General features: G+C 70.6%; 1 protein-coding gene (only partly in view). It reads left to right on the forward strand.

All coding sequences use genetic code 11. The features are described 5' to 3' along the window. Positions 1-23,928, forward strand: partial view of a non-ribosomal peptide synthase/polyketide synthase gene (locus OZ403_RS19615; protein WP_268784830.1) — the 3' portion only. It extends 16,575 nt beyond the left edge of the window; 23,928 of the gene's 40,503 nt are visible here — the last part of the coding sequence; its start codon lies beyond the left edge, outside the window; it ends in the stop codon at positions 23,926-23,928. The last annotated feature ends 48 nt before the right edge of the window (positions 23,929-23,976 follow it).

Genomic DNA, 23,976 nt, shown 5'->3' on the forward strand with positions numbered 1-23,976 from the left:
CGGCAGTGGGTGCAGTCGCAGGGCATCCAGACGCAGCTTGCCGAGCTGCGGAGCCACCTCCTGGGTGTTCCCGCCTTGGAGTTGCACGGCGACCTGGGCCGGCCCGCGACCCGCACCGTACGTGGCTCGAGCCACTTCTTCATCGTGTCGGCGGAGCTGGCGGAAGCCCTGAAGAAGGTGGCTCGTGACCAGGGCGCCACGCTCTTCATGGTGCTACTGGCGGCCTATGAAGTCCTGCTCTCCCGCTACTCGGGACAGAAGGACTTCTGCGTGGGCAGCCCCATTGCCCACCGCACCCAGTCCGAACTGGAGCCCCTGATCGGCTTCTTCGTCAACACGTTGGCCCTGCGGGCCCGGTTGGACGGAGCGCCGACCTTCGCGGAGTTGGTGTCGCGCGTCCGCGAGGAGTCCTTGGCGGCCTACGTGCGCCAGGACGTGCCGTTCGACCGGCTGGTCGAGGCCGTTGGCGGCGAGCGCGGAGGCGGCAGGTCGCCGCTCATCCAGGTGATGTTCGCCCTGCAGAACGCGCCCATGCAGCCGCCATCGCTGCCGGGCGTGACGGTAGAGCAGCTGCGGTCCAGCACGGACACGGCCCGGCTCGACCTCACCCTGTCGCTGATGGAGCTGGGCGACGGGAGCCTGGAGGGAGGGCTGGAGTTCAGCCTCGACCTCTTCACGCCCGAAGCGGCGATGCGTCTGACACGGCACTTCCACACGCTGCTGGAGGCGGTCGTGCGCGATCCGCAGACGCGCATTCAAGCGCTGCCGATGCTGCCCGAAGACGAACGGCAGCAGGTGCTGAAGGGCTTCCGGGGACGGGAGATGGCGCCCGCTGCCGAGACGACCATCCACGCACTGGTCGAGGCGCAGGCTGCGCGCACGCCAGACGCGGTGGCGGTGGCGTTCGAGTCGGAGCGGCTGACGTACCGGGAGCTGGACGCGAGAGCCAACCAGGTGGCGCACCACCTGAGGCGCCTGGGTGTTGCCCCGGAGTCGCTGGTGGGCGTGTGCCTGGAGCGCTCGGTGGACATGGTGGTGGCGCTGCTGGGCGTGCTGAAGGCAGGCGCGGCCTACGTGCCTGTGGACCCGGCGTACCCGAAGGAGCGTCTGGGGTGGATGCTGGAGGACACCGGGGCGTCGGTGTTGCTGACGCACGAGAAGTGGAAGTCGGTGCTTCCGCCCAGCGCCGCGCGCGTGGTGTGCCTGGACAGCGAAGCGGACGAAGTGGCGCGGCAGCCGGTGACTCGGCCGTCGGTGCGCGTGGGCCCGGAGTCGCTGGCGTACGTCATCTTCACCTCTGGAAGCACGGGCCGTCCGAAGGGGGCGATGAATGCGCACGGAGGCGTCGTCAACCGGCTGAAGTGGATGCAGGAGGAGTACGGGCTTAACGGCACGGACGTGGTGCTGCAGAAGACGCCCTTCAGCTTCGACGTGTCGGTGTGGGAGTTCTTCTGGCCACTGCTGGCGGGGGCGAAGCTGGTGGTGGCGCGGCCGGGAGGGCACCAGGAGCCGGCGTACCTCGTGAAGCTGATGAAGGCGGAGGGCGTGACGACGGTGCACTTCGTGCCGTCGATGCTGCGTGCCTTCGTGGAAGAGCCGGGGCTGGAGGGACTGGGAGGCCTGCGGCGTGTGGTGTGCAGCGGCGAGGCGTTGAGCGCGGAGTTGGTGAAGAAGGCGTACGCGCGGCTGCCCGCACCGGTGCGGGTACACAACCTCTACGGCCCGACAGAGGCAGCAGTAGACGTCACGTACTGGCCCTGCCCGCGTGGAGAGGACTTCCACCGCGTCCCCATTGGCAGGCCGGTGGCGAACACGGTGCTGTACGTGCTGGACACGCACGGGCAGCCGGCTCCGGTGGGCATTCCGGGCGAGCTGCACATTGGCGGCGTGCAGGTGGGGCGCGGGTACTGGCAGCGGCCCCAGTTGACGGCGGAGCGCTTCATCCCGGATGCCTTCAGCGGCATTCCGGGCGCGCGCCTATACCGCACCGGAGACGTGGCGCGGTGGTTGCCCGACGGCACGCTGGAGTACCTGGGCCGGGCCGACTTCCAGGTGAAGCTGCGCGGCTTCCGCATCGAGCTGGGTGAAATCGAGGCCGCGCTGCGCACGCATCCCGGCGTGCGCGACGTTGTCGCCGTGGTCCGTGAAGACGCCCCGGGCGATCAGCGCCTGGTGGCCTACGTCACGGGAGAGCCGGCGCCGGAGGTGACGGCGCTGCGGGCACGGCTGGCTGAGCAGCTGCCGGCCCACATGGTGCCCACGTCCATCGTGACACTGCCGACCCTACCTCTGTCTCCCAACGGCAAGGTGGACCGTAAGGCCCTTCCTCAGCCGGTTGCCACCCCTGTCCCCGGGGCCGCCGCCCCGCCCGTGCAAGAGCGCATGACTCCGTTCCAACAGCGCGTCGCCGCCCTCTTCCGTGAACTCCTTCGCGTGGAGCACGTGGGCCTGCACGACGACTTCTTCGCATTGGGAGGCCACTCGCTTCTGGCCACGCAGCTCATCTCCCGGCTGCGGACGATGTTCGGCGTGGAGCTCTCCCTCAACGCGCTCTTCGACGCGCCCTCCGTGGCCCGTGTCACCGAGCTCGTCGAGGAAGGCATGCTCATGCGTGCCAGCGCGCCCCAGATTCCTGCGCTCCGGCCCGTGCCGCGCGATGGGAACCTGCCGCCGTCCTTCGCGCAGCAGCGACTGTGGCTCATCGACCAGCTCCAGCCCGGTGGCAGCCAGTACAACCTGCCGGGAGCGCTCCGGCTGGAAGGCGCGCTGGACACCGAGGCTCTGCGCCGTGCGCTGGAGTACCTCGTCAAACGCCATGAGCCGCTGCGCACCCGCTTCGTGATGCGTGACGGTGACCCCATCCAGGTCATCCACCCCGCGACGGACTGGGCGCTCCCCTTGACGGACCTCACCGGCCTGCCTCGAGGCGACCGGGAGGCCGAGGCGCGCCGGCTGGCCGCCACGGATGCGGGGCAGCCGTTCGATTTGAGCGCGGGCCCCCTTCTGCGCACCCTGCTGTTGAAGCTGGACGCGGAGCTGCACGTGCTGGTGCTGACCATGCACCACATCGTGTCGGACGGCTGGTCGCTCGGCGTCATCGTGCGCGAGGTCGCCGCCGCCTACGATGCGTTCGCCCAGGGCCGCGGCCCCGCGCTTCCGCCGCTGCCCATCCAGTACGCGGACTTCGCGTCCTGGCAGCGGCAGTGGCTTCAGGGGGACGTGCTCACCGCGCAGGTAGACTGGTGGAAGGCGCAGCTCGCCGGTGCGCCCCAGGTGCTGGACCTGCCCACCGACAAGCCGCGGCCCACCCATCGCTCGCAGTTCGGCGAGCTCTTCCCCATCCATCTGTCCCAGGACGTGGTGGCGCCGTTCCTCGCGCTGGCGCGCCAGGCGGGAGCCACTCCGTACATGGCGCTGCTGGCCGTGTGGCAGGTGCTGCTCTCGCGTTACAGCCGGCAGGAGGACCTGCTGGTCGGCTCGCCCATCGCGGGCCGCCGCCACGGCGAGGTCGAAGGCCTGGTCGGGTTCTTCGTCAACACGCTGGTGCTGCGGGCCCGGGTGCGTCCGCGCGACTCGTTCCGCGCGCTGCTCGCACAGGTCCGCGACACCACCCTGGCCGCGTACGAGCACCAGGACCTGCCCTTCGAGAAGCTGGTCGAGGAGCTCCAGCCGCGCAGGGACCTGGGCCGCAATCCGCTGGTGCAGACCTACTTCTCGTTGCTGAACACCCCCACGGGCCCGGTGCGGGCCACGGGCCTCACGCTGAGGCCGGCGGACGTGGACATCGGGACCTCGCGCTTCGACCTGGGGCTCGCCCTCATGGATGACGCCGACGGCTTGCGCGGCGCCATCGAGCACAGCACCGACCTCTTCGAGACCGCCACCATTGCCCGCCTCGCCGGGCACCTGCGCGTGCTCGTGGCGTCCGTGACCGCCGCGCCGGACCAGCCGCTGGGCACGCTGGACATGCTCACCCCGGGCGAGCGTCAGCAGCTTCTCCGGGAGTGGAACGACAACGCGGCCCGGTACGACGGCGCTGGCGGCACCATCGCGGAGGTCATCGCGCGGCACGCCTCCCTGCGCCCCTTCGCCGTCGCGCTGGAGTGTGGTGAGGAGACGCTGACCTTCGAGCAGTTGGACACTCGGGCCAACCAGCTCGCGAACCTGCTCCGTTCGCGCGGGGTGAGCACGGAAGTGCTCGTGGCCGTGAGCCTGGACCGGGGCACGGCGTGGGTCATCGCGCTGCTGGCGGTGCTCAAGGCCGGAGGCGCCTTCGTGCCGCTGGACGCGTCGTACCCCGCGCAGCGGTTGGCCATCATGCTGGAGGATGCGCCACCGCACCTGCTGCTCACGTCGCGGGCAAACCACGCCAGGCTGCCGCTTCCCGACGGCGGGCTTCCCACCCTGCTCCTGGAAGAGCTGGACCTGTCGGAGTGGCCCACCACGTCCCCGGTGTCCGACGTGGGACCGAATCACCTGGCCTACGTGATGTTCACGTCCGGGAGCACGGGGCGCCCGAAGGGCGTGGCCATCCCGCACCGGGGCGTGCTCCGCCTCTCGCACAGTGAGCCCTTCATCCACTTCGGCGTCCGGGAGACAGGGCTCGTCATGGCGCCTGCCTCGTTCGACGGCTCGGTGATGGAACTGTGGATTCCGCTGCTCAACGGAAACCGTGTCGTCCTGTATCCGCCGGAGGCGCAAGCCAGCGACCTGGACACGCTGTCCCGCGTGGTGGAGCGCCACGGCGTCACGCTCGTCCACTTCCCCGCGGGCCTGTTCTCACAGGTGGTGGAGCACCGGACCGACCTGCTGAGGAAGCTGCGGGCCATCCACGTGGTGGGTGACATCCTGTCCGCCCCGCACACGCGCCGCACGCTGACCACCGTCGGAGTCCCCGTCACCAACGGCTACGGGCCGACGGAGAACTCCATCATCTCGGCCAGCTACACGGCCTACGAGGCCTCGCAGGTCGGGGCCTCCGTGCCCATTGGCCGGCCTGTCTCGAACACGCAGGCCTACGTGCTGGATTCGCAGCTCCAACTGGTCCCCGTGGGGGTGCCCGGCGAGCTGTACGTGGGCGGCGAAGGACTCGGGCGCGGGTATGTGTCGCGGCCGGACCTCACGGCGGAGCGCTTCATCCCCGCCCCCTTCGCCACCCAGCCCGGTGCGCGCCTCTACCGGACGGGAGACCTGGTCCGGTGGCGCCCGGACGGCACGCTGGAGTTCATTGGCCGCACCGACAATCAGGTGAAGGTGCGCGGGTTCCGCATCGAGCTGGCGGACGTCGAGGCCGCGCTGCGCACCCAGCCCGGCGTGCTGGAAGCCGCCGCCGTGGTCCGCGAGGACGTCCCCGGTGACAAGCGGCTGGTGGCCTATGCCATGGGACGCGACGACGCGCCGCTGGATGTCGCGGCGCTCCGCGCGGGGATGCGTCAGCGGCTCCCTGAGTACATGGTGCCGTCCGTCTTCGTGGTCCTCCCCACGTTGCCGCTGAGCACCAGTGGCAAGGTGGACCGGAAGGCGCTCCCCGCGCCGGACAGCGCGTCCACGGGCCGCGATGGCCATTTCGTGGAGCCTTCGAGCCCGCTGGCGCAGCAGCTCGCCGCGCTGTGGGCGAAGGAGTTGGGCACGGAGCGCATCGGCCTCCATGACCACCTCTTCGACGACCTGGGCGGAACGTCCCTGTCGGTGGTGCGCATCGCCAAGCGCATGCGGGAGACGTTGAACCGGGAGGTGCCGGTGGTGTGGCTGTTCGAGCACCCCACCGTGGACGCGCTGGCCGCCGTCCTGGAGCGCGACGCGAAGGTGGATGAGGCCCCCGCCGCCCCCGCGCGGCCCGAGCCTGCTTCCGAGCCGAGCGCCGAGGCGAAACCCGTCACGGGCTCTGGCCTGGTCGCCATCGTGGGCATGTCGGGCCGCTTCCCGGGTGCCAGCTCCGTCCAGGACTTCTGGCGGAACCTGCGCGACGGTGTGGAGTCCATCTCCCGCTTCACGCCCGAGGAACTGGAGCGGATGCCCGGCCTGCCCGAGGGATTGGAGCTGTCACAGCACCCGGCCTTCGTCCCGGCTGGGGGTGTCCTGGACGGCATCGACGGGTTCGACCCGGGCTTCTTCGACCTGTCGCTGCGCGAAGCACAGTGGATGGACCCACAGCAGCGGCTCTTCCTCCAGACGGCGTGGTCCGCGCTGGAGGACGCGGGCATCGACCCGGAGCGCACGCCCGAGGCCATCTCGCTGTACGCGGGCGCCGTCGACTCCGGCTACAAGGACGCGGTCCGGGCCACGCTGCCGCTGGATGGCGCGGCGCTGTTCGAACTCTACGGCACCGCCACCCATGAGAGCCTGGCCACCAAGGCCTCGTTCAAGCTGGGGCTCACCGGGGAGAGCGTCCTCGTCTACACGGCGTGCTCCACCGGGCTCGTCGCCGTCCACCTCGCCTGCCAGAACCTGCTGGCGGGTCGTTCGGGTGTGGCGCTGGCGGGGGCCACGCGCATCGCCGTCCCGCAGCGCACGGGCTACGTCTACCAGGAGGGCATGATTCTCTCTCCGGACGGACACTGCCGGAGCTTCGACGCGAACGCGCAGGGCACGGTGTCCGGGAACGGCGTCGCGTGCGTGGTCCTCAAGCGGCTGGAAGACGCGCAGCGGGATGGTGACTCCATCTACGCCGTCATCCGGGCCACGGCGACGAACAACGACGGACGCTACAAGTCCGGCTACACCGCCCCCAGCGTCCAGGGCCAGGCGGCGGTCATCTCCCAGGCGCTCGCGCGCTCCGGCGTGCGGGCCCAGGACATCGGCTACGTGGAGGCCCACGGCACGGCGACGCCGCTGGGTGACCCCATTGAAGTGGCCGCGCTCCAGCGCGCCTACGGCCTGGGCGCCGAGCACCGGGGCACCATTGCCCTGGCCTCGCTCAAGAGCAACATGGGGCACATGGACACGGTGGCTGGACTGGCGGGCCTGATGAAGGTCGCGCTGTCCCTGCACCATGGCGAGGTGCCGCCCAGCCTGCACTTCGAGCGGCCCAATCCGCAGATCGACTTCGACGCGAGCCCCTTCTTCGTCAACACCACCCGGCGGCCGTGGCCGAGGACCGAGACGCCGCGACGCGCGGCCGTCAGCTCCTTCGGCATTGGCGGCACCAACGCCCACGCAGTGCTCGAGGAGTCCCCCATGGCGCACAGCGGCTCCACCACGCGCTCACATCAAGTCGTCACGCTGTCCGCTCGCTCCGCCGAGGCGCTGGAGGCCGCGTCGCGGCAGCTCGCCGGGCATGCCGAGGCCCACGCGGCGGACCTGTCCCTGGCGGACGTGGCCTTCACGCATGCCGTGGGACGCAAGGCCTTCGAATTCCGGCGCACCGTGGTGGCCCGGGACGCCGCGGACCTGACGGCGCGGCTGCGCAAGCCGTACACGCCGGTGAAGGTGACCGATGCCGACGTGAACCGCCGCCGGGTGGCCTTCATCTTCCCGGGCCAGGGCGCGCAGCAGGCGGGCATGGGCCGCGAGCTGTACGAAGCGGAGCCGGCCTTCCGCGCCCACGCGGATGCGTGCCTGGCGCTGCTGGAGCCCGCGCTCCGGGAGCGAGTCCGCGAGGTGCTGTTCGCCGGGCCAGGAATGGACGCGGCGGCGGTGGCTGACACCCGTGCCGCCCTGCCCGCGCTGTTCACCGTGGAGTATTCGCTGGCCCGGATGTGGATGGACTGGGGCCTGCGCCCATACGCCGTGTTGGGGCACAGCTTCGGTGAGTATGCCGCTGCGTGCCTGTCGGGCGTGCTGTCGCTGGAGGACGCGATGCGGCTCGCCGTGGCACGTGGCGAGCTGATGCACCGCATGCCCCCGGGCGCGATGCTGGCGGTGGCAATGCCGGAGTCGCAGGTGCTGCCGCTGCTGACGGGCCGGCTGTCGCTGGCGGCCATCAACGCACCGGACCGCTGCGTCGTCGCCGGGCCGATCGCGGAGGTGGAGCGGCTCCAGGAGGAGCTGCGCCGCCGTGAGGTGGGCACCGTGCGGATGCCCGCGCCGCACGCGTTCCACTCCGCAGACGTGGAGCCGCTGATGCCGGCGCTGGCGGACGTGGTGAACTCGCTCCAGCGCCATGCGCCGACGCTTCGGTATGCCTCCAGCGTGACGGGACGTTGGGCACAGGCGAATGAGCTGGCCCAGCCGGATTACTGGGCGGCGCAGATGCGCCAGCCGGTGCGCTTCACGAATGCCGTGGGGGCCCTGCTCGAAGAGGGGTGCAGCCTGTTGCTGGAGGTCGGCCCGGGTCAGGACCTGACGCCGTTGGTGCGTGCCTGCCTGGGACGCGACAAGGAGCGGGTCAAGGCGGTGGCGACGCTGCGCCGTGGCGGCACGACCACGGAGCACGCGAGTCTGATGACCGCGGTGGGCGAGCTGTGGACCCTGGGCGTCTCGGTGGACTGGAACGTCTTCTACGGCCACGAGCAGCGGCTGCGCCTGCACCTGCCCACGTACCCGTTCCAGGAGAAGCGTTGCTGGGTGGAGGCACCGGCGCGGCCGGCGCATGCGGCCATGCCCGCGCTGGCGAATGGCGCGGGGCACGCCGCTGCGTTCCAGGCACCCGGGGGCGCTGTCTCGCCTGCGGCTGCGCTCGCATCGGTGGCAGCGTCGGGTGTGCCTGGTCCGTCCGCGACGTCATTCCAGGCGTCGGCCGGTTTCGCGACGTATGGCGGGTTCCACACGTCCTCGGCACCCGCATCAGGGACGCAGCTCGGTTCTCCGGCTGCGTCCCTGGCACCAGGAAGCTTCGCGACGCCCGGAGTCACGCCGTCCTCTGCCCACGTGCCCAGCGGGCAGAATGGCTCCTCGGTTCCGGTCCAGGCCCACGGCGGCCTCGCGGCCCCTCACGCCACGTCGCCGCATCAGGCCTCGGGGACGCCTACGCCTTCTGCCACGCCAGAGCGTGAAGACGCGCCGCGAGGCGACGTCGAGGAGCGGCTGGCGGCACTCTGGCGCGATCGGCTCGGCCTGACGTTCGTGGGCCGGGACGACAACTTCCTGGAGATTGGCGGCAACTCGCTGATGGCCGCCCAGCTCCTCAACCAGGTGCGGTCCACGTTCGGCGTCCAGCTCCCCCTGGCCGCGCTGTTCGAGGCCCCCACCGTGGCGGGCATCGCCCAGCGCATCGAGCCCCTGCTGCGTCAGGGCCCGGTCGTGGAGACCACCCGCGAGCTGCCCATCGTCCCGCTGCCTCGCGACCGGCCCCTGCCGCTGTCCTTCGTCCAGGAGCGCGTCTGGCGCCTGGAGCAGCACTTGCCGGGCTTGTCCGCGTACAACATTCCGTTCGTCTTCCGGCTGGAAGGCGCCGTGGACGCGGTCATCCTGGAGCGCGCCGTCCAGGAGATCATCCAGCGCCACGAATCCCTGCGGACGACCTACGACGTGGTGGAAGGCCGCCCGGTCCAGCGCTTCCACGCGCGGATGCACGTCCCGCTGGTGCGCCTGGAGCTCACCGGTACCTCCGAACAGCGCGAAGCCGAGGCGATGCAGCTGGCGCGCGAGGACGCCGCGAAGCCGTTCGATCTGGTGAAGGGCCCCGTTGTCCGGACCACGCTGCTCCGGCTCGACGAGCGCCTGCACATCCTGCTGGGCAACATCCACCACATCGTCAGCGACACGCTGTCCATCAACATCTTCATCCACGAGCTGTTCCAGTGCTACGCGGCCTTCCAGCAGGGCCGTCCGGCGCCCCTGCCGCCGCTGCCCGTGCAGTACGCGGACTTCGGCGCATGGCAGCGGCAGTCCATCGCCGAAGGGCGTCTGCCCGAACAGGAGCAGTGGTGGCGCAACCAGCTGGCCGCCATGCCTCGGCAGCTGAGCATCGCCACGGACCGGCCGCGCCCCAAGACAAGTCCACTGACGTCAGTGCGCATGCCGGTGTCCTTCTCGGTCGCGCTGTCCCGGGAAGTGGCGGAGTTCGGCAAGCGTGAGAGCTACACCCCGTACATGATGGTGCTCGCCGCCTGGCAGGCGCTGCTGCACCGCTACAGCGGGCAGACGGACATCATCGTTGGCACGCCCATTGGCAATCGCACCCGGCCGGAGCTGCTGCCGCTCATCGGGTACGTGGCGCACTCGGCCGCGTTCCGCACCAGCTTCGCGGACGATCCGACGTTCCTCGAACTCCTGGCCCGCGTGCGGCAGGAGGTCAACGACGTCCAGTTGCGTCCGGACGTGCCCTTCGAGCACCTCGTGGAAGCCCTCGTCCCAGGCAAGGACATTGGCCGGGGACGGCTGACGGACACTATCTTCGTCTTCCACACCACCGTGGGAGGCACGGCCGCCGCGCTGGAGCTGACTGGTGTCCGCGGAACCATGGTGGAAGTGCCGGACGCCCCGGTGCAATGGGGCGCGACGCTGTCCGACCTGTCCCTCGTGCTCGGCGATGACGCCGGCCGCATCAGCGGCGCGCTGGAGTACGCCACCGAGCTGTTCGACGAAGCCACGGCCCGGCGCATCGTGGAGCACCTCCAGGTGCTGTTGGGCTCGGCGCTGGCCCGGCCCTCGGAGCGAATCTCCCGGTTGCCCCTGGCCACGGAGGCGGACCGGCGCGCCTGGCCCGCCCCCCTTCCCCGGCCCGTCTCCACGCCGATTCCCTCGCGGCTGTCCCAGCGCGCGGCACGGCAGCCGGGAGCCACCGCCGTCATTCAGGGCTCGACGGCGTGGACCTGGAGCGACCTCGCCCAGCGTGCGCGCAACGTCGCCGCAAGGCTGCGAGCGCTCGGTGTGCAACCCGGTGAGCCGGTCGCGGTCTGCCTGAAGCCGTCCCCCGCGAAGCTGGCCGTCCTCTGGGGTGTCCTGGAGGCCGGTGGCGCCGTCGTGGCGGTAGGCCCCACGGACCTGGGGCGCCTGTCGGACTTCGCGTCGTCCGGAGCCCGGGTGCCGGTGCTCGTCACGTGGCGCGGCATCATGACCGCCGCCCGGCTGGATGCGGCGCGGGTTCTCCATGTGGAGGACGCACTGGAGTCTTCTGGTGCCCATGCGGAGCGCCCTGCCCCGGCCCCGGAGGCGCTGGCGTGGCTGTTGCCCGTGGGTCCCAACCAGTCGCCGTGGGCCCTGGTGCATCAGGGGCTCACCGAGCTCTTCGACGCGCTCGACAAGCGGCTGCGGCCCGCGGAAGGCGCCACGTGGGTGGCCGCCGCGGAGTCCTCTGCCGAGCGTCCGGAGCTGGAGGCCCTGTGGGCCCTGTCACGCGGGCTGACCGTGACGTTCCCCTCCGAGCAGGTGACGGCCCAGTGGGAGGTCCTCCAGGGCGGCGGTCCGCGCCAGGGCGCGATGGACCTGAGCCTCATCTACTTCGCCAACGATGAAGACTCGCTCGTCGGTCCGAAGTACGAGCTGTTGGTCGAGGGCGCGAAGTACGCGGACGCCAACGGCTTCTCCGCGGTGTGGACGCCGGAGCGGCACTTCCACTCGTTCGGCGGCCTCTATCCCCAGCCCGCCGTGGTGGCGGGCGCGCTGGCCACCATCACCCGCAACCTGAGCCTGCGCTCGGGCAGCGTCGTCCTCCCGCTGCATGACCCGCTGCAGGTCGCCGAACAGTGGTCCGTGGTGGACAACCTCTCCGGAGGCCGCGCGGGTCTGTCGATTGCGACGGGCTGGCACGTGGCGGACTTCACCTTCGCCCCACAGAACTTCGAGGATCGCCGCAACATCCTGCTGCGGAACCTGGAGACGGTGCGCGCCCTCTGGCGAGGCGAGAAGCTCCGCCGTCCGGGTGGCGGCGGCGTCACGGTGGAAGTCGGCCTGCGGCCCAAGCCCGTCCAGAAGGACCTGCCCGTGTGGCTCACGGCCGCCGGCAGTCCGGAGACGTTCCGCCTGGCCGGCGAAGTGGGCGCGGGCGTGCTCACCGGTCTGCTCACGCAGTCACTGGAGGAGCTGAAGCAGAAGGTGGCGCTCTACCGCGAAGCCTGGCGCCGCAACGGGCATCCGGGCCGTGGCCACGTCGCGCTGATGCTGCACGCGTTCATCGGCGACGACGAACAGGAGGTGCTGCGCACGGTCCGCAAGCCGCTGCTGAACTACTTCCGGAGCTCGGCGGAGATCACCGCCACGCTGCTGGCCGCGCAGGGTTACCAGGGCGAAATCGACAAGGTGTCCGAGGAGGACGTGAATGCCCTGCTCGAACACACCTTCGAGCACCACGCGAAGGGCACCGGCCTCATCGGCACGGTGGAGAGCGGCGTGCAGCGCCTGCTCCACGTCCGGGAAGCCGACGTGGACGAGGTGGCCTGCCTCATCGACTTCGGCCTGGACACGCCAGTGGTGCTGGAGGGCCTGCGCCGGTTGACCGTGATTCGCGAGCGCCTGGAGCAGGACGCCTCGCAGCGGAAGGTCCAGCGGCAGGCGGAGGGAACGCTCGCGGTCGACGAACTGCTGGCGCTGGCCCGGCAGTCGGGCGCCGTCCTGCTGCATGCCTCGGCGCGGCTGGCGCGCACGCTGGTGGAGTTGCCGCGGGCCCGCGAAGCCCTGGAGCCCGTGGGCGCGCTTGTCCTGGACGGTGCCTCCACGGAGCTGGCCCTGTCGCTGCACCGGAACCTGGGCACGGAGGTCCTGCTCGCGGGTGCCGCTGGCGAGGGCGGCCTGCTGCCACGGCCTCCGACGGAGCGTGTCCCCGAAGGGCTTCAGTCCTGGGTGCTGGACGCGGCCGGATTGCCGGTGCCCCCCGGCGTCGTCGGTGAGCTGGCCCTGGAGGGCGCTGGCCTTCCCTGGGACTTGTGGCGCGCCAATGAGCAGGAGCGCCGCCGTTTCGTGCAGCACCCGTCGAGCAGTGAGGCCCGTCTCTTCCGGACCGGGCGGCACGCGCGGCTCCGCGTGGACGGCCGCGTGGAGCACGTCACCCTCCCCTCCGCGCCCAAGGCACAGGCCCCCGCGCCGAAGCCTCCACCGAAGGCGCCCCCTGCGCCCATGCAGCCCGCGCTGACGCAGCAACCCGAGCCCGCGGCGATTCCCCGCGTACCCCGGACTCGGCCGCTGCCCCTGTCCTTCGCGCAGCAGCGGCTCTGGTACCTCCAGCAACTGGACCCGAGCAGCACGGCGTACAACAACGGCTCCAACTTCCGCCTCACCGGCCCGCTGAACGTCGAGGCGCTGCAGGCCGCGCTCAATGAGGTGGTGAAGCGGCACGAGGTCCTCCGCACCACGTACCAACTGACGGAAGACGGCGCGGTGCAGGTCATCCACGCGGAGGGCACGCTGCCGGCTCTGGTGGAGGACGTCCCCGGCGACTCGGTGGAAGCGCGCGAAGCGGAGATGCTGCGGCGGTGCGCGGCGCTCGCGGCGCTTCCCTTCGAGCTCGAGAAGGGCCCGGTGGCGCGCGCGTTGCTGCTCCGGATGGGACCGGAAGACCACGTCCTGAGCCTGATGCAGCACCACGTCATCTCCGACGCGTGGTGCACCCTGGTGCTGGGCCGCGAGCTGTCGGTGCTCTACTCCTGCTTCAGCGCGGGCATCCCCTCGCCGCTTCCACCGCTGGAGGTGCAGTACGCGGATTACGCGGTGTGGCAGCGCCAGTGGCTGGAAGGCGCCGTGATGGAGGCGCAGGTCCGGTGGTGGAAGGAGCAGCTGACGGGTGTCCCGGCGCTCGAGCTGCCCACGGACCGGCCCCGGCCCGCGGTGCAGTCCTATGCGGGCGGTAGCTACAGTTTCGAACTGCCGGCCGAGGTCACCGAACCGCTGCTCGCCTTCGGGCGGCGCGAGGGCGCCACGTCGTTCATGGTGCTCATGGCGCTGTTCCAGGCGCTGCTGGGGCGCACTTCGGGACAGGAGGACTTCGCGGTGGGCATCCCCACGGCCGGCCGCTCCCGCCCGGAGGTGGAGGGGCTGCTGGGCTGCTTCGTGAATACGCTCGCGTTGCGCTCGCGGCTGGAGGGCGCCCCGTCGTTCCGGGAGCTCGTGGGCCGCGTGAAGCGGCATTCGCTGGAGGCGTTCGCGCACCAGGACGCGCCCTTCGAGCGCGTCATCGAGGCGCTCCAGTTGCCGCGTGACCAGAGTCGCACGCCGGTGTTCCAGGCCGTCCTCAACGTGATCAACACGCCCACCGTGGACGTGGCGTATCAGGGGCTGAAGCTGAGCGGGCTCGGCCTCTACCCGGACACCTCCAAGTTCGACCTGAGTCTGGAGGTCGTCGAGCGCAAGAACACCCTGTACTGCCGCTTCGAGTACGCATCGAGCATCTTCGATGGCGCCACCCTGGAGCGGCTCGCGGGCCATCTGGCCGAGCTTGCCCAGGCGGTCGTCGCCACACCGGACCTGCCACTCCATCGCGTGGCGATCCTCTCAGAGGACGAGCGCCGTCAGGTGCTGAAGGGCTTCCAGGGACGGGAGATGGCACCCGCGTCCGAGGCGAGCATTCACGCGATGGTGGAGGCGCAGGTGGCGCGCACGCCGGACGCGGTGGCGGTGGCGTTCGAGTCGGAGCGGTTGACGTACCGGGAGCTGGACGCGAGGGCCAACCAGGTGGCGCACCACCTGAGGAGCCTGGGTGTAGCCCCGGAGTCGCTGGTGGGCGTGTGCCTGGAGCGCTCGGTGGACATGGTGGTGGCGCTGCTGGGCGTGCTGAAGGCAGGCGCGGCCTACGTGCCAGTGGACCCGGCGTACCCGAAGGAGCGTCTGGGGTGGATGCTGGAGGACACCGGGGCGTCGGTGCTGCTGACGCACGAGAAGTGGAAGTCGGTGCTTCCGCCCAGCGCCGCCCGAGTCGTTTGCCTGGACAGCGCGGCAGACGAAGTGGCACGTCACCCGGTGACTCGGCCGTCGGTGCGAGTGGGCACGGAGTCGCTGGCGTACGTCATCTTCACCTCTGGAAGCACGGGCCGTCCGAAGGGGGCGATGAATGCGCACGGAGGCGTCGTCAACCGGCTGAAGTGGATGCAGGAGGAGTACGGACTGGGCGGCACGGATGTAGTGCTGCAGAAGACGCCCTTCAGCTTCGACGTGTCGGTGTGGGAGTTCTTCTGGCCGCTGCTGGCGGGGGCGAAGCTGGTGGTGGCGCGGCCAGGAGGCCACCAGGAGCCGGCGTACCTGGTGAAGCTGATGAAGGCGGAGGGCGTGACGACGGTGCACTTCGTGCCGTCCATGCTGCGTGCCTTCGTGGAAGAGCCAGGGCTGGAGGGACTGGGAAGCCTGCGGCGTGTGGTGTGCAGCGGCGAGGCGTTGAGCGCGGAGTTGGTGAAGAAGGCGTACGCGCGGCTGCCCGCACCGGTGCGGGTACACAACCTGTACGGCCCGACAGAGGCAGCAGTAGACGTCACGTACTGGCCCTGCCCGCGTGGAGAGGACTTCCACCGCGTCCCCATTGGCCGGCCCGTGGCGAACACGGTGCTGTACGTGCTGGACACGCACGGGCAGCCGGCTCCTGTGGGCATTCCGGGCGAGCTGCACATTGGCGGCGTGCAGGTGGGGCGCGGCTACTGGCAGCGGCCCCAGCTGACGGCGGAGCGCTTCATCCCGGATGCCTTCAGCGGCATTCCGGGCGCGCGCCTGTACCGCACCGGAGACGTGGCGCGGTGGTTGCCCGACGGCACGCTGGAGTACCTGGGCCGGGCCGACTTCCAGGTGAAGCTGCGCGGCTTCCGCATCGAGCTGGGTGAAATCGAGGCCGCGCTGCGCACGCATCCCGGCGTGCGCGACGCCGTCGCCCTGGTGCGTGAGGAGACGCGAGGGGATGCCCGCCTCGTGGCCTACGTCACGGGTGACTCGGCGCCGCTGGAGGCCGAGACGCTGCGAGCGCACCTCCTGAAGCAGCTCCCCCAGCACATGGTGCCTTCAACCTTCGTTCACCTGGGCGTCCTGCCGCTGACGCCCAGCGGAAAGGTGGATCGCAAGGCCCTGCCCGCCCCCGAGGCGCCCACCGTCCAGCGGGGCCTCTACGTGGCGCCGCGCACGCCGACGGAGGAGTCCCTGGCCGAGCTCTTCGCCCAGGTGCTCAGCGTCCGCCGCGCCGGCATCCACGACGGCTTCTTCGAACTGGGAGGCCACTCCCTGCTGGCCACCCAGGTGGTGGTGCGCGTGCGGACGCGCTTCGGTATCGAGCTCCCGCTGCGCGCCTTCTTCGAGTCACCCACGGTCGCCGGGCTCGCGGCGTACCTGGACGACCAAAAGAACGCGCCCGCGCAGACCAACGCCGCGGTGCCAGCACTGACCCACGCGGACCGGCGCGCCGCGCTGCCCCTGTCCTTCTCCCAGCAGCGGCTCTGGGTCATCAGCCAGTGGAGCGAAACGGGCAGCAGTGCCTACAACCACCCGCTGGCGCTCCAGCTCACGGGCGCGCTGAACCTGCCCGCGCTCCAGCGAAGCTTCGACACGCTGGTTGCCCGTCACGAGGTGCTGCGGACGACGTTCCGCATGGAAGGCGACGCCCCTGTCCAGGTCATCCACCCGCCCTCTCAGGTTCCCCTCCAGGTCCTGGACTTGTCGGGTGAGGCCGTCGCCCATCTTCGTGAGGCGGAGACGCTGCGGCGGGTCCAGGAAGAGGTCCAACGCCCCTTCGACCTGGCGAAGGGCCCGGTGGTCCGCGGCATCCTGTTGAAGCAGTCCGCGACGGAGCACGTGCTGGTGCTCAACATGCACCACATCGTCACCGACGGCTGGTCCAACGGCGTGATGGTCCGGGAGATGGCGGCGATTTATGGCGCCTTCCGGCAGGGCCAGTCGTCTCCCCTGCCCCCGCTCCCGTTCCAGTACGCGGACTTCGCGGCGTGGCAGCGGAAGTGGCTCCAGGGCCAGGTCCTGGAAGCGCAGCTCGACTACTGGCGCGGGATGCTCGCGGACGCGCCGCCGTACCTGGAGCTCCCCACTGACAAGCCGAGGCCGGAGCAGCCGTCCTTCCAGGGCGACAACACGCCCATCCAATTGCCGGCGGCCCTGAGCGACGCCGTGGACGCGCTCGCGCTGAAGGAGCGTGCAACGCCCTTCATGGTGTTGCTCTCTGCCTTCCAGGTGCTGCTGAACCGGTACTCCGGGCAGGAGGACGTGTTGGTGGGCTCGCCCATCGCCGGCCGTCGCCACGCGCAGACGGAGGGGCTCATCGGCTTCTTCGTCAACACGTTGGTCCTGCGCGCTCGCTTCGGTATGGACCCGACCTTCCGGGAGCTGCTGGCCCAGGTGCGTGACACCACGCTGGGGGCGTACGAGCACCAGGACCTCCCCGTCGAGCGGCTGGTGGAGGACCTCCGCCCCGCCCGTGAGGAGGGCCGCACGCCGCTCTTCCAGGTGATGTTCGCCCTCCAGAACACGCCGGTTCCCGAGCTGACGCTCCCGGAGCTGTCCCTCCGGGGCTTCGAGTCGAAGCACACGGTCAGCCGCTTCGAGCTGGAGCTGGTCCTGTCCCGCGCGACGGAGGGCTACCAGGGCGGGCTCGTCTACAGCACCGACCTGTTCGAGTCCGCCACGGCGGAGCGACTGGTGGCGCACCTCCAGGTCCTGCTGGAAGAAGCCGTGACGTCGCCGGACACCCCTGTCTCCGCGCTTCCGCTCGAAAGGGAGGAGGCGCCGCAGCCGGACGACGCAGCGGACATGGCCCGCGAGGCGACCTTCCACCTGCGCGTCGAGGAGCAGTCGGCTCGGACGCCCGATGCCCCCGCCGTGTCGCTGGAGTCCCAGGTCCTCACGTACGCCCAGCTCAACGCGAAGGCGAACCAGCTCGCCGCGCAGCTGCGCACGCTGGGCGTGGGCCCGGAAGTCCGCGTGGGCTTGTGCCTGGAGCGCACGCCTGACGCCATCGTCGCGGTGCTGGCGGTGCTCAAGGCCGGCGGGGCCTTCGTCCCCATCGACCCGGCTGCACCAGCGCAGCGCAAGTCCTTCGTCCTGAAGGACAGCAACGCGTCCGTGCTGCTCACCCTCCAGCACCTGGCCGATGCCTGGAGGCCCCAGGTCCGGCACCTGCTGTGCCTGGATACCGAGGCCTCGAAGCTGGCGTCACTCCCGACGCGGAACGTCGTGGTGAGCGTGCGCGAAGAGAACCTCGCGTACGTCATCTACACGTCCGGCTCCACGGGTACGCCCAAGGGCGTCATGGTGCAGCACCGCTCGTTGCTCGCCATGCACGCGGGAACGACGGAGGCGTTCCAGGCAACGGGCGCCACCCGGCAGCGCGTCAGCCTCAACGCCCCGTTCCACTTCGATGGGGCTTTGGAGCCTCTGGTCCATCTGGCGAACGGACATTGCCTCTGCCTGGTGCCCGAGGAGACGCGGAAGGATCCGGAGGCGATGCTGGCGTGGGTGGGGCAGCAGCGCGTGGACGTGCTGGACTGCACGCCCGCGCAGCTGACGCTCTTGCTCCATGCTGGACTGCTGGAGCAGGCGCATGTGCCCTCGCGAATCGTGTGCGCGGGAGAAGCGATGGCCCCGTCGCTCTGGAAGCAGTTGGCCAGCACGGAGCGCACGACGGCCTACAACGCCTATGGCCCCACGGAGAGCACCGTCTGCGCCACCACGGCGAGCGTCCGGAACAGCACCGCGCCCGTGCCCGTCATCGGGCGGCCCATCCAGGGCACGCGGGCCTACGTGCTAGATGCGCGGCAGCGGATGGCCCCGGCAGGCATCGCGGGTGAGCTCTACCTGTCGGGAGACGGCCTGGCCCGTGGGTACCTGGGACAGCCGCAGTTGACCGCGGAGCGCTTCATCCCGGACGCCTTCAGTGGACAGCCGGGGGCCCGCCTCTACCGCACGGGAGACAAGGCGCGGTGGCGGCATGACGGCACGCTGGAGTACCTGGGCCGGCTCGACTTCCAGGTGAAGCTGCGCGGTTTCCGCATCGAGTTGGGTGAAATCGAAGCCGTGCTGCGGACCCACGACCAGGTGCAGGAAGCCGTGGTGCTGGCACGCGAAGACGTGCCCGGCGACAAGCGGCTCGTGGCCTACGTTGTTGTCGTGGTGACTCCCGAGGCCCTGGTGACCGCGGAGATGTTGCGTCAGCACGCCCAGGCGCGGCTGCCTGAGTACATGGTGCCGTCCGCCTTCGTGCTGATGGGCACCCTGCCCCTCACCCCCACCGGCAAGGTGGACCGGAAGGCCCTGCCCGTCCCTGACGTCTCGAACCTGGCCGTCAAACGCGACGTCGAGCCGACCGCGACGCCCCTCGAGGCTCAGCTGGCGGAGGTCTGGAAGGAGCTGCTGCGTGTCCCCACCGTGGGCCGCCGCGACAACTTCTTCGAGCTGGGCGGTCACTCCCTGCTGGCCACCCAGGTGGTGGCGCGCATCCGGGCCACCTTCGACGTGGACCTGAACCTGCGCACGTTCTTCGCGGCGCCCACCGTGGCCGCGCTCGCCGAGCGCCTGTCCTCCGCCTCATCCGGTCCCCGGCTTCCAGCCCTGACGCGAGCCCGGGGGGACGGAGCCCTGCCGCTCTCCTTCGCCCAACAGCGGCTCTGGTTCCTGGATCAGCTCCAGCCAGGGAACGCGTCCTACAACATGCCGACGGCGCTGCGCCTGTCGGGTGCGCTGGACGCGGCCGCCTTGCAGCGTGCCGTGGATGAAATCGTCCGTCGGCATGAATCGCTCCGCACCACCTTCCAGACCGAGGACGGTGCGCCTCGTCAGGTCATCCACGCGCCGCACACCGTGGCAGTGGACCGGGTGGACCTCTCGGGCATCCAAGACGGGACGCACCGGGAAGCGGAGGCGCTGAAGCGCGTCACCGCCGATGCCCGGCGTCCCTTCGACCTGACCCAGGGCCCCCTGCTGCGCGTCACGCTGTTGAAGCTGGAGCCGTCCGAGCACGTGTTGCTGCTGTGCATGCACCACATCATCTCGGATGGCTGGTCCATGGGCGTGCTGGTCCGAGAGGTGACCTCGCTCTACGGCGCCTTCCATGCCGGTCAGCCCGTCACGCTGCCCGAGCTTCCGGTGCAGTACGCCGATTACGCGGTGTGGCAGCGGGGGTGGCTCCAGGGCGACGCGCTGAACCAGCAGTTCAGCTTCTGGAAGGAGCAGCTCGCGGGCGCTCCGCACGCATTGGAGCTGCCGACCGACAAGCCGCGCCCGGCGTTCCTGAGCACCCGCGGCGCGTCGGTGCCCGTACAGCTCTCCCTGGCGCACAGCCAGGCCGTGGAGACGCTGGCCCAGCGCGAGGGTGTCACGCCCTTCATGGTGTTGCTCGCGGCGTACCACATGCTGCTGAACCGGTACTCGGCCCAGGATGACGTGTTGGTGGGCTCGCCCATCGCGGGCCGGCACCATGCGCAGACGGAGCGCCTCATCGGCTTCTTCGTGAATACGCTGGTGCTGCGCGCGCGCTTCGGCCGCGAGCTGACCTTCCGCCAGCTCCTGGCGCAGGTGCGCGACACCACGCTGGGGGCCTACGAGTATCAGGACCTCCCCGTTGAACGATTGGTGGAGGAACTCCAGGTCGAGCGGGACCCGAGCCGCACCCCGCTCTTCCAGACGCTGTTCACGTTGCAGAACGCGCCCATCCCCGCGCTCGTGCTGCCGGGACTGACGGTGCGGCCGGCCGACGGTGAGGACACGGGCGTGGCGCTGTTCGAGCTGAGCCTGGACCTGTTCCGCGGCGCGGACGGCTTCAGCGGGACGCTCAACTACAGCACCGATTTGTATGAAGAGGCCACGGCCCAGCGGCTGGCCTCGCACTACCAACGGCTCCTGGAAGGCGTCCTGGCCCGGCCGGACGAGCGTGTCGCCGCGCTGCCGATGATGCTTCCCGAGGAGCGTCAGGCCGTGCTCGAAGCCGCGAGCGGCGCTCGGGAGCCACTTCCGAAGGATACGCGAATCCACGCGCTCTTCGAGGAACAGGTGTCTCGCACGCCCGACGCGCTGGCCGTGGTGGCGGGCGCCGAGTCGGTGACGTACCGGGAGCTGGATGCGCGGGCGAACGCGCTCGCCCTTCGCCTTCGCGCGGCGGGCGTGGGACTGGAGCATCGCGTCGCGGTGTGCGTGGAGCGCTCGGTGGAGCTGCTGGTCGCGCTGCTCGGTGTGCTCAAGGCTGGCGGGGCGTACGTGCCGCTGGACTCGGAGTCCCCGGCGGAGCGCCTGCGCTTCATGTTGGAGGACAGCGGCGCCCGGATCATCGTGGCCCGTGCGGCGTTCCGCGAGCGTCTGGGGGCAGCGGAGGGCTGCGTCTGGCTGGACGCGGAGGTGCCTCCCTCCTCCGGCGTGCCCCAGGCCCCCGCTGTCCTGGTGCCCCCCGAGGCCGCGGCGTACGTGCTCTACACGTCCGGCTCCACGGGCCGGCCCAAGGGCGTGGTCGTCCAGCACCAGTCGCTGGTGAACTTCACCCGCGCGGCGTGGACGTCCTTCCCGGTGGCGCCCGGAGACCGGGTGCTCCAGTTCGCCTCCATCAGCTGGGACACCAGCGCGGAGGAGATCTACCCGTGCCTCACGAGCGGCGGGACGCTGGTGCTCCGGACCCCGGACATGCTCGACGAGCCCGGTGCGTTCCTGGCGAAGTGTGAAGCGGCGGGCGTGACGCAGCTCAACCTGCCCACGGCCTTCTGGCATGACGTGACGGCGAGCCTCGATGCGGGCACCGCCCGTCTCCCCTCGGGGCTGAAGTGGGTGGTGATTGGCGGCGAACGCGTGGCGCCGGAGCGGGTGGCCCAGTGGCAGCGGAGCGTCGGTGCCGAGCTGCCACTGCTGAACACGTACGGGCTCACCGAGGTGACGGCGGTGGCCACGTCCGTGAACCTGTCAGCGGCCGGAGTCCTGGCGTCCCCGGGCGCCGAGCGCGAGGTCCCCATTGGCCGGGCGCTGACGAACGTGTGGATGTACGTGCTGGACCGCGAACTGGAGCCCGTCCCCCCGGGCGTACCCGGCGAGCTGTTCATCGGCGGCCGGGGTGTGGCCCGAGGCTACCTGGGCCGGCCGGAGCTGACGGCGGAGCGCTTCGTGCCTTCGCCCTTCGGTGACAGCGAGCGGCTGTACCGGACCGGCGACCTGGCCCGTTGGCGCCGGGACGGGAACCTGGAGTACCTGGGCCGCGGCGACACCCAGGTGAAGGTCCGCGGCGTCCGCATCGAGCCTGGAGAGATTGAGGCCGCCCTCCGCGCGCATCCCACGGTCCACGACGCCGTGGTGCATGTCCGCGAAGACGTCGCTGGCGACAAGCGGCTGGTAGCGTACGTCGTGCTGTCGTCCGCGCCAGACGCGGGCCAGCCGGAGGCGTCCGCCCTTCGGGAACACCTGCGCCGGAACCTCCCCGAGTACATGGTGCCCGCCGCCTTCGTGTCGCTGTCCGCCCTGCCCCTGACGCCCAGTGGCAAGGTGGACCGGAAGGCCCTCCCCGCGCCGGAGGCCTCGCAACTGGCCCTCAAGCGCGACAGCCTGCCACCCGCGACGTTCATGGAGGCCCGGCTGGCGGAGGTCTGGCGGGAGCTGCTGCGAGTCCCCACGGTGGGACGCCACGACAACTTCTTCGAGCTGGGAGGCCACTCCCTGCTGGCCACGCGCGTGGTCGCCCGCGTCCGCGCTGACTTCAACGTGGAGCTGAGCCTTCGCGCCTTCTTCGAGGCCCCCACCGTGGCGGCCCTCGCCGAACGTCTGGGCTCCGCCACGCCCGGCCCCCGGCTGCCACCGCTCACCCGGGCCCGGCGCGACGGGCCGGCGCCGTTGTCCTTCGCCCAGCAGCGCCTGTGGTTCCTGGACCAGCTCCAGCCGGGCAACGCCTCCTACAACATGCCGACGGCGCTGCGCCTGTCGGGGACGCTGGACGTCGACGCCTTGCAGCGCGCCGCGAATGCCCTGGTGGAGCGGCACGAATCACTCCGCACCACGTTCCAGGCCCAGGGCGGCGAGCCCCGCCAGGTCATCCATCCATCGCGAGCGCTGCCGCTGAAGGTGGTGGACCTCTCGGGACTCCAGGGGCGGGCGTACCGGGAATCCGAGGCGTTGAAGCGCGCCACCCACGATGCACAGCAGCCGTTCGACCTGTCCACGGGGCCCCTGCTGCGTGTCACCTTGCTGAAGCTGACCCCCACCGAACACATGCTGGTGCTGTGCATGCACCACATCATCTCGGACGGCTGGTCCATGGGCGTGCTCGTCCGGGAAGTGGCCGCGTTCTACGATGCCTTCCTTCGCGGACAGCCCGCGTCCCTGCCCGAGCTCCCCGTGCAGTTCGCCGACTACGCGCTCTGGCAGCGGGGGTGGATGCAGGGCGAGACGCTGAAACAGCACCTGGGCTGGTGGAAGGAGCAGCTCGCGGGCGCGCCGCATATGCTGGACCTGCCCACGGACAAGCCGCGACCCGCGGTGGTGACGCACCAAGGCGCTGGCGTGCAGGTACAGCTTCCGCTCGCGCTCAGTCAGGCGCTGGAGGCGTTGGCCCAGAAGGAGGGCGTCACGCCGTTCATGCTGTTGCTCGCGGCCTTCCAGGCGCTGTTGTGCCGGCACTCGGGACAGGACGACGTGCTGGTGGGCTCACCCATCGCCGGGCGCCGTCAGGCCGAGTCCGAGCCACTCATCGGCTTCTTCGTCAACACGCTGGTGCTGCGCGCGCGAATCTCCCCGGAGACGACCTTTCGCCAGTTGTTGGCGCAAGTGCGGGACACCACCCTGGGCGCGTACGAACACCAGGACGTGCCCTTCGAGCGGCTGGTGGAGGAACTCCAACCCTCGCGAGACCTGAGCCGCACGCCGCTGTTCCAGGCCATCTTCGCCCTGCAGAACGCACCGGGCTCCGAGCTGGCCCTCCAGGAACTCTCCCTGCGAGAGCTGGAGCCGACGCATGGTGTCAGCCGGTTCGAGCTGGAGCTCGCGGTGGCCCGCCTCCCGGAGGGCTACCAGGGCGCGCTCATCTACAGCACCGAGCTGTTCGAGCCCGCCACGGCGGAGCAACTGGTGGAGCATCTCCGGCTGCTGCTGGAAGGCGCCGTGGCGTCACCGGATGACCCCGTGTCCACCCTTCCCCTCCACACGGAGGCGGAGCAGCAACAGTTGATGGTGGACTGAACAGCACCACCTCCAGCGTCCAGCGCGGTGGCATCTTCCACACGCGCT

Source organism: Myxococcus sp. NMCA1 (genome assembly GCF_026810205.1).
Taxonomy (GTDB): Bacteria; Myxococcota; Myxococcia; order Myxococcales; family Myxococcaceae; genus Myxococcus; species Myxococcus xanthus_A.